At 63.8% G+C, this 12,000-nt stretch carries 11 protein-coding genes; 2 read left to right on the top strand and 9 right to left on the bottom strand.

Annotation, left to right across the window (positions count from 1 at the left end; translation table 11 throughout):
* Positions 1–152: 152 nt before the first annotated feature.
* Together LDZ21_RS26050 and LDZ21_RS26045 are read left to right on the top strand one after the other, a co-directional pair.
* Positions 153–965 carry an alpha/beta fold hydrolase gene (locus tag LDZ21_RS26050; RefSeq protein ID WP_244797308.1) on the top strand — a complete coding sequence of 271 codons (813 nt, stop codon included), beginning with the start codon at positions 153–155 and terminating at the stop codon, positions 963–965.
* A gap of 1 nt (position 966) precedes the next feature.
* Positions 967–2,502 (top strand): hybrid sensor histidine kinase/response regulator, encoded by a 1,536-nt coding sequence (locus LDZ21_RS26045; RefSeq protein WP_244796999.1) that lies wholly within the window; start codon positions 967–969, stop codon positions 2,500–2,502.
* Positions 2,503–2,740: 238 nt separating this feature from the next.
* Here LDZ21_RS26045 and LDZ21_RS26035 read toward each other — a convergent pair whose 3' ends face one another.
* From LDZ21_RS26035 to LDZ21_RS25995, 9 genes are read right to left on the bottom strand one after another with little or no spacing between them, the layout of a single operon-like run.
* Positions 2,741–3,370 carry a DAK2 domain-containing protein gene (locus LDZ21_RS26035; RefSeq protein WP_244796998.1) on the bottom strand — a complete coding sequence of 210 codons (630 nt, stop codon included), beginning with the start codon at positions 3,368–3,370 and terminating at the stop codon, positions 2,741–2,743.
* Positions 3,371–3,383: 13 nt separating this feature from the next.
* On the bottom strand, positions 3,384–4,394 hold the full coding sequence (locus LDZ21_RS26030; protein WP_244796997.1) for a dihydroxyacetone kinase subunit DhaK: 1,011 nt from the start codon (positions 4,392–4,394) through the stop codon (positions 3,384–3,386).
* Between the two features lie 46 nt (positions 4,395–4,440).
* The gene (locus tag LDZ21_RS26025; protein WP_244796996.1) at positions 4,441–5,442 is read right to left on the bottom strand and encodes an ABC transporter permease; all 1,002 of its coding nucleotides are present in this window, start codon (positions 5,440–5,442) and stop codon (positions 4,441–4,443) included.
* Entirely contained in the window at positions 5,439–6,974 is a 1,536-nt protein-coding gene (locus LDZ21_RS26020) for a sugar ABC transporter ATP-binding protein (RefSeq protein ID WP_244796995.1), read from the bottom strand. The genes LDZ21_RS26025 and LDZ21_RS26020 overlap by 4 nt, the downstream gene beginning before the upstream one ends.
* A gap of 55 nt (positions 6,975–7,029) precedes the next feature.
* Positions 7,030–8,145: a sugar ABC transporter substrate-binding protein gene (locus tag LDZ21_RS26015; RefSeq protein ID WP_244796994.1), complete on the bottom strand. Its 1,116-nt coding sequence runs from the start codon at positions 8,143–8,145 to the stop codon at positions 7,030–7,032.
* 58 nt (positions 8,146–8,203) lie between these two features.
* Entirely contained in the window at positions 8,204–8,872 is a 669-nt protein-coding gene (locus tag LDZ21_RS26010) for a class II aldolase/adducin family protein (protein WP_244796993.1), read from the bottom strand.
* Positions 8,869–9,948: an S-methyl-5-thioribose-1-phosphate isomerase gene (gene mtnA, locus LDZ21_RS26005; protein WP_244796992.1), complete on the bottom strand. Its 1,080-nt coding sequence runs from the start codon at positions 9,946–9,948 to the stop codon at positions 8,869–8,871. The genes LDZ21_RS26010 and mtnA overlap by 4 nt, the downstream gene beginning before the upstream one ends.
* Before the next feature lie 11 nt (positions 9,949–9,959).
* Entirely contained in the window at positions 9,960–11,228 is a 1,269-nt protein-coding gene (mtnK, locus tag LDZ21_RS26000; protein ID WP_244796991.1) for an S-methyl-5-thioribose kinase, read from the bottom strand.
* Between the two features lie 46 nt (positions 11,229–11,274).
* Positions 11,275–11,970, bottom strand: coding sequence for a GntR family transcriptional regulator (locus tag LDZ21_RS25995; protein ID WP_244796990.1), 696 nt, complete (start codon positions 11,968–11,970; stop codon positions 11,275–11,277).
* Positions 11,971–12,000: the final 30 nt, after the last annotated feature.

Genomic DNA, 12,000 nt, shown 5'->3' with positions numbered 1-12,000 from the left:
GATATGATTGATGACTCTTCGTGAACTGCGCTGTACATTATTTCAGTGCAGGCAGGGGCGCAAAGTTTCTGTCCGTATTACCTTTCACGGCGCTTTTCAGCCCGTCGCCTTGCTGGTCGCCTTCTCAACAGTCACACGGCGCCGCCGTCCCGATGAATATTCAAAAACGAAACAACGTTTCTATCAGCGGCCACGGGCCATTCATGGTCTTCGCGCACGGATTCGGATGCGACCAGACCATGTGGCGGAGAATGACTCCAGCGTTCAGCGCGGGATACACCACGCTCCTGTTCGACCTCGTCGGCAGCGGCAAGTCTGATTTGTCCGCCTACGATCGCAACAAGTATTCGTCGTTGCACGGGCATGCCCGGGACGTGCTCGAATTGATCGACGAACTCTGCGACGGTCCCGTCATCTTCGTCGGCCACTCGGTAAGCGCGATGATCGGCATGCTGGCCGCCATCGAGCGGCCCGAACGCTTTGCCGCCAATGTCATGGTTGGACCTTCGCCCTCCTTCATCAACGAAGCCGGCTACGTCGGAGGTTTCAACCGGGAAGATATCGAAGAGCTTCTGGAGACGCTCGAGCAGAATTACCTCGGCTGGTCGAGCAGCATGGCGCCGGCGATCATGGGTGCGCCGGATCAGCCGGAACTGAGTGCGGAACTCGTCAACAGCTTCTGCAGAACAGACCCCGACATCGCCAGACACTTTGCCCGCGTCACCTTCCTTGCCGATCATCGGAGCGATCTGCCCAAGGTCACGACGCCGACCTTGATCCTGCAATCGACCGACGACTTCCTCGCTCCGGTAGGCGTAGGCGAGTACATGCATCGCATGATTCCCGGCAGCACGCTCAGCACCGTCGATAACATCGGGCACTGCCCTCACCTGAGTGCAGCGAGCGCGAGCATCGACGCGATCCAGCGGTTCCTGCATAGTCACGGCCGTCAGAGCGGGGCCTAGCTTGCTCCCGATCGACGACTCCTTCGAACACGCCGGATGCGGGCTGCTGAGCGCGCATATCGACGGCACCATCCTCCGTGTCAATTCGACACTGTGCCGTTGGCTCGGCTACGGCCAGCACGAGCTGGTGAATGTCCGCAAGGTGTCGGATATCCTGACTGTCGGTGCAAAGCTGTTTCAGCAAACGCACTGGGGACCGCTGCTGGAGTTGCAAGGCTCTGTCGCCGAACTCAAGCTTGAGTTGCTGGGCCGCGAACGCAACCGCATTCCCATGTTGCTCAACGTGCGCCGTGTTCGAAGCAAGGACAGAGACTTCGACCACTATGCGTTCATGGTCCTGACCGACCGTCATAGATTCGAGCAAGAGCTCGTCGAGGCGAGAGCGCGTGCCGAGCGCGCACTCGAGGCACAACGCCAGGTCAAGGACCAACTGAGACGGGCAGACCGGCAGAAAGACGAATTCCTGGCGACCTTGGCCCACGAGTTGAGAAATCCGCTGGCCCCGATGCGCAGCGTGATGGACCTGCTTAAAACGGCGAGCCTCGATGCCGGGCGTGTTCAATGGGGATACGGTGTTCTGGATCGCCAGCTGAATCAGCTATCGCATCTCGTCGACGATCTTCTCGACGTGTCGCGCATCAGTGCGGGAAAAATCGAACTGCGCCGCGCGCCAGTGAGTGTCGCGGAGGCGATGCAAACGGCGCTCGAAGCGTCGCGGCCAAGGATAACCGCGGCATCGCATCACATCTCCGTGGACGCTCCGCCCGAACCGCTAACCGTGGATGCCGATCCGACGAGGCTGTCGCAGATCATGCAGAACCTGTTGAACAACGCGGCGAAATACACGCCGCCCGGCGGAAACATCTGGTTCTCGGCGTATCGGGAAGACGGCGAGGCCGTCATCGTCGTCCGCGATTCGGGGATCGGCATCGACGAAACCGATCTGCCGTCCCTGTTCGGCCTGTTCACGCAACTGTCCGGCGGCAAACAATACGCCGAGGGCGGGCTCGGCGTCGGACTGGCGCTCGTCAAGATGCTCACGGACCTTCATGGCGGAACTGCTTCGGCACGGAGTCCCGGCATCGGCCAGGGAAGCGAATTCATCGTACGATTGCCTTTGTCGACGCTCCCGCAATCGCACAGCGAGCGTCCGCCGGCGTCCTCACACAAGAACAGGCCGCGTCGAATCCTGCTGGTTGACGACAACCGTGACGCGGGCGAGAGCCTTTCCATGCTTCTCGAACTGGATGGTCATACCGTCTTGCGCGCAGACGATGCGAAGTCTGCTCTGCTGATCGCGCGAGACAACGAGCTCGACGTGGCGCTGCTCGATATCGGCTTGCCCGACATGTCCGGGTACGAGCTTGCAGCGCGCATCCGGGAAAGCGCTCAGGGCTCGTGCCTCCTGTTCGTTGCGATAACGGGCTGGGGCCAGAAAGAGGACCTCGCAAAGGCGAAGGCCGCCGGCTTCGATCTCCATTTCACGAAACCTGTTCCTCTCGACAGGCTGCTCGCCGCGATTGCTACACGGCTTTAGCGTTCGTTACGACGATAAGCGGATGGCGCGCGCAGTGCGAAGCGTCGGCAACTACGGAGAGACGTTCGACCGGGACCTCGGACATCGCACGCCGCTGAAACTGGAGCGGGGCTTGAACCGGTTGTGAACGACGCACGCATCACCGACCCGAACTCTGGCTCCGCCGGGCCGGACCATTGCTCCGCAACGCAGACGCGGCGCAGCCCCTCGCTATAGCCGCCGCGCCCCACCATCGACGTCAAGCGCTTCCATCCACCGCCCGGCGCAAAGTCTCCAAAAACCGCACATACGCCGTCGCGCCTGGATCAGGATGGCCGATGCTGCGTTCCTGCACCCACGCCGCGCGCCCTTTCTGCGACTGCATCTTCGCGGTCTCGGCGACACGCTCGCCCGCCGTGGCGATCATCGCATCCAGAACATCCGTCGCGCTTCCCTGCGATTGCTCGAGCACGTCGAGGCTCGGCACGAGTGCATCGAGCACGGTCTTGTCGCCGATATTGCTCTTGCCGCGCTCGATGATGCGCGCCGCCACCGCACGCCCGATGCCGAGCGCATCATCGCGGCCGATCTCGTTCTTCCCCTGCATCGTCTTGGCCGCAGCGAGCAGCCCGCCGCCGACCAATGCGGCGAACGTCGATGGATTGGCCGTCGAGAACGCCTTCCCCGCCGCGAGCAGCACGTCGCCGATGCTCGCCTCCTCCGGCAGCACGCCGATGGCCTTCACGACCGCTTCCGATCCCGCGCGCACCGTGATGCCGAGATCGCCGTCGCCGAGAGCGGCATCGAGGTCGCGCAACTCGTCCGCATGCGCGGGGAGCGCGCTCAATGCGCGGCTCAGAACGTCTATCAGTTGCTTCGTCGTCGTCATTTCGACATCCTTATCAAGCGTGCGTGCCTTCGCGGAAGAACGGCGAATGCGCCGGCGCCGCGAGCAGCGCTTCGAGTTCATCGTCGAGCAGCATGACCGTGATCGATGCGCCCGCCATTTCCAGGCTCGTCACATACTCGCCGACATACGACCACGCGACCGTCAGTCCATCGCCGGCGATGATCTTCGCCGCACGCCGGTACAGCAGATACAGTTCTTCGAGCGGCGTCGCGCCCAAACCATTCACGAGCAGCGCAAGACGCGAACCCTTCGGCGCGGCGAGATCGTCGAGAATCTGGCGCATCATGTTGTCCGCGATGACATCGGCCGATTGCAGCGCGCCGCGATGCGTGCCGGGTTCGCCATGGATGCCGATGCCGATCTCCATCTCGCCATCCGGCAGTGTGAACGTCGGCTTGCCCGCTGCGGGCAGGATCGTCGGCGACAGGCCCACGCCCATCGTGCGGCAGTTCGCGTTGGCCTTGGCGCAGATGCGCGCCACTTCATCGAGCGAATCGCCGCGCTCGGCCGCCGCGCCGGCGCACTTGAACGCGAACACCATGCCCGCCACGCCGCGCCGGTCGGCTGCGCGTTCCTTCGGCGCCGATGCCACGTCGTCCGTCAATACGACGGTCTTGATATCGATGCCTTCCGCGTCCGCGAGGTCGGATGCGAGATCGAAGTTCAGCACGTCGCCGCCATAATTGCCGTACACGTACAGCACGCCTGCGCCGCCGTTCACGCCTTTGGTCGCTTCGAATATCTGCTCCGACGACGGCGACGAAAACACGTTGCCCACCGCCACGCCGCCGCACAGGCCTTCGCCGACGTAGCCGAGAAAGCCCGGCATATGGCCCGAGCCGCCGCCCGTCACGATGCCCACGCGGCCCGCTGTCGGCGCATCGGCGCGAACCAGCGCGCGCTTGTCGGCGTTCGCCGCCTTGATCCATTTCGGATGCGCGAGCAACAACGCGTCGATGATTTCGTCGACGAAAGTGTCCGGGTTGTTGATGATCTTCTTCATTCTCGTGTCTCCTTTGATTGCGTGTTTGGCGAGGGGCATGCGCGCGTCACAGCTTGCGCCGCTGGCTCAACGCGTCGAGCAGGACCGCAGCGAAGATGACGCCGCCCTGTATGAATTGCGTCCAGAACGGGTTCACGCCGAGCAGCGACAGGCCGACGTTGATCACCCCGATCAGCACGACGCCGATGAACGTGCCGACGATCGAGCCGCGTCCGCCCGCGAGCGACGTGCCGCCGATCACGATGGCCGCGATCACCTGAAGTTCGAGTCCGTTGGCGGCCGAAGGCAATGCCGAATTTAGGCGTCCTGCGAGCACGATGCCCGCAATCGCCGCCGTGACGCCCGCGAGCATGTACGTGAGGAACACGACGCGCCGCACCGGAATGCCCGCGAGCCGCGCGGCTTCCTGATTGCCGCCGACCGCGAACACCTGATGGCCGAACGTCGTCTTGCGCAGCAGGACATGACCGATGACGAACACGACGAGCATCACGATCATCGGCATCGGCAGGCCCGCGATCGCCTTTGCGCCGAAGACCGTGAACGCGTTCGGAAAATCGAACTTCGTGCGGCCGTCGGAGATGGCGAGCGTGAGGCCGCGCGCCATCGCCATCGCGGCGAGCGTGACGATGAACGGCACGAGCCGCAGCCATGAAATCGCGAAGCCGTTGATCGCGCCGACCGCCGCGCCCGTCGCCAGCGCAATGAAGAGTCCGCCGATGCCGAGACCGACCGCATCCGGGCTCGACCCCGCCATGAAGGTCGCGGCGACCATGCCCGTCAGCGCGACGAGCGATCCCACCGACAGATCGATGCCCGACGTGATGATCACGAAGGTGCCGCCGACCGCCGCGATGCCGACGACCGACACCTGCACCATGATGTTGGTGAGCGTGCTCGTCGTCAGAAATTCCGGCGATGCGACCGACAACGCCACGCAAATGATGACGAGCGCGGCGAACAGTGGCCCGATGCCGCTTCTCAATTGACGGATCACGCGGCGCGACAGCGCTTCCGTGTCCGCCCGGTTGGCTGCCGTGGATGTCATGCGCCTGCTCCTGTCGTTGCCCATTGAATCACTGTTTCCGAGTTCGCCTTGTCGCGTGCAATTTCGGTCACGATGCTGCCGCGATACATCACCAGCACGCGATCCGACATGCCGAGCAATTCGGGCAACTCGGAACTGACCATGATGACCGCCGCGCCCGCACGCGCCATCTTCACCATATGCGCATAAATTTCGGTCTTTGCGCCCACGTCGATGCCGCGCGTCGGTTCGTCGAGCATGATGACGGCGGGATTCGTCGCGGTGGCGCGGCCCAGAATGACCTTCTGCTGATTGCCGCCCGACAGCGTGCCGGTGACCTGCAACACAGACGAGGCGCGCACGCCGAAGCGCGTGCTCGCTTCCTGCGCGAGCTTGCGCTTTCTCGCGCCGCGCACGAAGCCGCCGCTTGCGAGCGCCTTGAGACTCGATAACGCGATGTTCTCTTCGATGCTGGCATCGAGCACGAGCCCTTCGAGCTTGCGATCCTCCGACGTATAGACGAGCCCGTGGCGCACGCCTTCCGTCGGCGAATGATTCGTGACCTTCCTGCCTTTCACGACGATCTCGCCGTGGGTGGCGGGCAGCGCGCCGAAGATCGTCTTGAGCAACTCCGTGCGTCCCGCGCCCGCAATGCCCGCAATGCCGACGATCTCGCCCGCGCGCACCGTGAAGCTCGCATTGCGCAGAAGCGGCGCGCTCGCGAGGTTTCGCACGTCGAGCACCACGTCGCCATACTCGCGCGGCTCCCACGGATAGAACGATTCGAGATTGCGCGCAACCATCGCCTGCACGAGTTCCGCTTCGGTCCATTCGGACATCGGACGTGCGCCGACCGTTGCGCCATCGCGCATCACGACCGCCGAGTCCGCCAGTTCGAAGACTTCTTCCAGATGATGCGAGATGAAGATGATGCCCATGCCCTCTTCGCGCAATCGCCGCACGACCGCATACAGATTCTCGATATCGTGACTCTGGAGCGCGGCGGTCGGCTCGTCCATTACGAGGATGCGTGCATCGCGCGCAATCGCCTTCGCCACTTCGACCAGTTGCCGCTTGTTGAGCGGCAGATCGCCGAGACGCATCCACGGCGGCACGTTGTCGAGGCCCACGCGCGCGAGCGCCTCGCGGGCCATCGCATGCGCCTCGCGTTGCTTCACGAAGCCCTTTCTCGCGGGCATGCGGCCGAGAAACAGGTTCTCCGCGACCGTCATGTCGTTGATGAGCGACAGCTCCTGATAGATGACGGCCACGCCCGCGTCGATCGCCGCGTTCGTGCCGCGCGCAAGCGGCCTGCCGTCTATCTCGATGTCGCCTTCGTCCGGCTCGTAAGCGCCCGACAGCGTCTTGACGAGCGACGACTTGCCCGCGCCGTTCTCGCCGACGATAGCCATCACGTGACCGGCGTGCAGTTCGAGACTGACGCCGCGCAGCGCCTTCACGCCGGGAAAGCTCTTGACGATGCCTTGCATGCGCAGCAGCGGCGCCTTCGTGCTCGAAGGCATGCGCGTCCGCGCTTCGGTTTCGACTGTCATGTTCGCATTCCGCTCGCGGCCGCGCGTGTGCTGCACGCGCGGCCGCCGGTTGGCCTTACTGCTTCACTTCCTCGGACCACAGGCCATACTGCTTGACCGCATCCGAGTCGATGTTGGACTTGTCGATGAGCATGGTCGGCCACGCATAGTTCGCGGGCACGTCTTTCTTCGCGTTGTAGTCCGCGATGAACTGCAGCGACTTCGCCGCCATCTTGATGGGATTCTGCGAGATGGTCGCGTCCTGCTTGCCCGCGCGAATCGCCGAGAGCGCCTGTGCGGTCCCGTCCGCACCGATCACCATGATGTGCGCCTTGTCGTCGAGCGGCTTGTAACGTCCCGCGTTGTCGATGGCCTTCTCCGCGCCCACGGTGTTGTCGTCGTTCGCGCCGAACACCGCGTCGATCTGCGGATATTTCTGCAGGATGTTGGTCATCGCGTTGAGCGACTTCTCCTGGTCGAACGCGCCTTCCTGACGTGCAACGACCTTGATGTCCGGATACTTGGCGATCTCGTCGCTGAAGCCCTTTTCGCGGTCGGTCGCCGCCGTGGTGCCGACCAGACCGATCAGATCGACGACGTTGCCCTTCTCCGATCCGTAGCGCTTTTTCAACTGCTCCGCGATCCATTTCGCCGCCGTCTGGCCGAGGGCGACGTTGTCCGATGCGACGAACGAAGTCACCTTGCCGCCATCCGAGCCACGGTCCAGCGTGAAGACCGGGACGTTCATCTGGTTCGCCTTCTCGACTGCCGGAATGATCGCCTTCGAATCGATCGGGTTGAGCACGAGCGCGGTTACGCCCTGACTCAGCAGGTTGAGCGCATCGTTCACTTGCTGCTGCGCATCGCCGTTGGCGTTGGTCTGCACGAGGTCGAAGTTCTGCTCCTTCGAGCCGCGTTCGACACCGGCCTTCAGGCCCACGAAGAACGCGTTGTTCAACGTCGCGATCGAGAAGCCGATCTTCGGCTTGCTGCCGCTCGCCGCAGCCGGGGCCGGGGCCGGCGCGCTCGCCGGTGGGCTTGCGCTGTCGCTCGCGCTCTTGCTGGCGCTGCTGCTCGACGACGCGTTTTCGCTCTTGTTGCATCCCGCGAGCGCCGCTGCGCACAGCAGCAATGCCCCGGTGGACTTGCCGAATGTTCCCCAACTATCGAACCGTGCCGAACTCCAGGCCATGACTGTCTCCTTTTTACGAGTTGTTCATTGCAGTGAGCTTGATGTCTTGTCGCGAATGTCAGTCGTCCTTGCTGCGCTTGCCGTACGTCTTGAATCTCTCCAGCACTTCATGCATCTGCTCGCCGGTCAGCACCGGCGGCGCGCCGAGTTGCAGCGCCAGCAGGTATTGCCTGGCGAGCACTTCCACTTCATGCGCGAGCCACACGGCCCGCGGCAAATCCGCGCCGAGCGCCACGACACCGTGATGCGCGAGCAGGCACGCCCGCCGTCCTTCGAGCGCGGCGAGCGCGTGATCCGACAGCGCCTGCGTGCCGAAGAGCGCATACGGCGCGCAGCGAATCGACGCGCCGCCTGCGGCTGCGACCATGTAATGCACAGCCGGAATCTCGCGGCCCTGAATCGCGAGCGCCGTTGCCGCCGTCGAATGTGTGTGCACGACCGCATGCATCTCGGGACGCGCCCGCAGCAGGTCGCGATGAATCCGCCATTCCGATGACGGACGCTGGACGCGCAGGACGTCGTCGCCGTCGCATACGTCGAGCGGCAAATAGACGATGCCCTCGACACTCAGCTCACGCGCGGGAACGCCGCTCGGCGTGATCAGCAGGCCATCGCCGAAGCGCGCGCTGACGTTGCCGGACGTTCCCTGATTGATGCCGAGACGTTCCATTTCGAGCGCCGTGTCGACGATGCCCTGGCGCAGCGCATCTTCATTCGTCGCCTTCATGCCACGTTGCCTTCGGCGGCGAACAGGCTCTTGAGCGATCGTTCGAACGGCGCCTCGACGATGCCACGTTCCGTGATGAAGCCGGTGACGAGCGCGTGCGGCGTCACATCGAACGCGGGGTTGCGCGCCTTGATGTGCTCGGGCGCGACACGCTGCCCCGCGAGGTGAGTGACCTCGGCGCCGGAGCGCTCCTCGATCTCGATGCGTTCGCCCGTCGCCGTCGAGAAGTCCAGCGTCGACGAAGGGCACGCGACATAGAACGGGATGCCGTAATGGCGCGCGGCGATCGCGAGGCCCAGCGTGCCGATCTTGTTCGCGAAGTCGCCGTTCGCGGCCACCCGGTCCGTGCCGACGATGACGAGATCGACCAGCCCCTGCGACATGATGGACGCAGCGGCGCCATCCATGATGAGCGTGACGTCGACACCCGCCTGCTGCAGTTCGAACGCGGTGAGGCGCGCGCCTTGCAGCAGGGGGCGCGTTTCATCGGCGAAGACACTGAACGCGATGCCCGCACGATGCGCCGCATAGATCGGGGCGGTGGCGGTGCCGAGACCGGTCGTCGCGAGCGCGCCCGCATTGCAGTGCGTGAGCACGCCGTTGCCCTCGCCGATCAGCGACATGCCATGCACGCCGATGCCTTCGCACAGCGCGATGTCCTCTTCGTGGATGCGCGTCGCTTCATCGACGAGCACGTCGTACAGCACCGCCGTGTCCTGCGTATCGCATTCGCGCGCGCGCTTCATCATGCGCCGGAGGCTCCAGCTGAGATTCACGGCGGTCGGACGCGCGGTATCGAGCCACGCCGCGCGCCGTTCGAGTTCCGCGCGAAACTGCGCCACCGGCAACGTGCGGGCGTCCTGCATCGCGACGCACAAGCCATAGCCCGCCGCGACACCGATGGCCGGCGCGCCGCGCACGCGCAGTTCGTGGATGGCGCGCCACACCTCGGCGGCATTGGCGACGTGTTCCACGACGATCTCGTGCGGCAGGCGCGTCTGATCGAGCAGCAACAGCTTGCCGTCACGCCATTCGATGGTCGGGGCCAGCGTCGGGAACAAGGTCTGCGAATTCATTGATGCTCCGGTCAGCGTTGTGCGAGGGCATCGCGCGCCATGTCGCGCGCGAGCATAACGACGTCTTCGATATCGGTGAGCGCGTTTCGCTGCACGAGCAGCGCTTCGGCGCAGCGCAGGCAGCGCACTTCGATTTGCGCACGCAGTTCGGCATCGGGAATGCGCGTGATTTCCGCCACCTTCGCCATGCCGACGATACGGCGGATCATCTTGCAGCCCGCGAAGCCCAGCGTGTCCGCGAGCAGCCGCCGCATGAAATGCGCGCGATACGCATCGACTGCGCGGCTATCCGCCGATCCGCCGATGAAAGGCCGCCCGCTGCGGTTCTCGTGATCGCGCCACAACGCGAGAAACTTCGCGCTGAAGCCGTTCCAGATGCGCGTGGTCTGCTCCAGCAGCCATTCCTGATACGCGACGGGATCGCCCCCATCGAGGCGGCCGTGATAGTCACGCGAGAAATACGCGAGCAGGAGATTCGCAATCAGCGCGCCGATGTCGAAACCCATCGGCCCGTAGAACGCGAACTCGGGATCGATCACATAGGTTTCGCGCTCGTTGACCATGATCGAGCCGGTGTGCAGATCGCCATGCAGCAAGGTCTCCGCATGATTCATGAAGGCCCACTTCATGTCGGCTGCGGCCATGCGCAAGGCGTCGCTGGAGCGAAGCCGTTCGAGCGCGGACTTCGGCAACGCCGGACTGTAGACGTTGGACGGATGGTCTTCGAACGGGAACGTGAAGACCAGATCCTCGGTGATCCGGCACAGCTCGGCATTGACCGCGCCGCCCACCGCCTGCTTCTTGATGTCGGGCGCAAGATACAGATCGGAGCCGAAGAACAGCGTCTGCGCGAGATACGTCGACAGATGATCCGCCATCAGCGGATACGTGACGCCATCGATCAGCCCGTGCCGCAAGATGCGATGCGACGACAGATGCTGCATGACCATCAGGAAGCGCTTGCCATCGGCGTGATAGACCTGCGGCACGTGTTGCGGACAGAGCGCGCCGAAGCGGCGCAACGCCGCGACTTCATGGTCCATGCGCTGACACGACAGCGGCCAGTTCTTCCCGACGAGCCGCAGAAACGGCGGCGCCTGCTTGACGACGACGCTGCGCTCCCGCGCCTTCGCATTGGTCACGAAGTACACGAAGTTCAGATTGCCGTCGCCTACTTCGACGACTTCCAGATCGTCGGGATCGCCCAGACGGGCGCGCACCTCGGCGATGCCGCCCAGGTAATCGGCAAGCGCCGATGCGGTGAATGCCTCGAACTCCATCGGTGTCTCCTCCGATGTGTTGCAAAGCGCAAGCCATCGACACGGTTCAGCGACGTTTGCGCACCAGATCGAACTTGAAGATGCTCGTGTTGTAGTAGTCGTTGCTATAGCAAAGCGGCTCGCCGCTCTGATCGAAATCCACTTCGTCCAGCAGCAAAAACAGGCCGAAGCCATCGCCCAGTTCGGGCAGATCGCGCGGCGTGAGAATGGTCGGCTGTATCGACGTATGCGTATGCGACAAACGCCGCCCGGCACGCGCGAACATGCCGAAGAGCGATTCGCCCAGCTCTCCGTCCGCGGCATCCAACAGCGTCTTTGGAATGGTGTCGATGCAGTACGCCGCGATTGCATCGTCCGCGCGGCGCACGCGCTCGATGCGTAGGCATGCGTCCCCCGGCTGAATGCCCAGCTTTTCCGCAAGACTTTCCGACGCCGCGATGGTGTCCATCTGGATGCGGCTCGTCGACGGCACCGCCCCGACGCTCTTGATCATGTCGGTCACGGACATCAGATCATCCAGCCCGCCTTGCAGCTTGAGCGAAATTTGTCTGATGAAGGTGCCCCGGCCCTGCACGCGTTCGAGCAGTCCATGCGAGATCATCTGCGCGACCGCTTCACGCAAGCTGGAACGTCCGACGCCGAGCAGCTCGCACAACTCGATTTCCGTGGGTATCTGGTCACCGGGCTTGAGCTTGCGCTCGCGGATCATCGTGAGGAGCGAGTCCTGAATCTTGTCGCTCATCGAACGTTCGACGCTTAGACGCATGGTGCT

It is taken from the genome of Caballeronia grimmiae, assembly GCF_022879615.1.
Taxonomy (GTDB): domain Bacteria; phylum Pseudomonadota; class Gammaproteobacteria; order Burkholderiales; family Burkholderiaceae; genus Caballeronia; species Caballeronia grimmiae.
The sequence above is the reverse complement of the archived record's forward strand: the minus strand, read 5'-3'. Positions and strand labels throughout refer to the sequence as shown.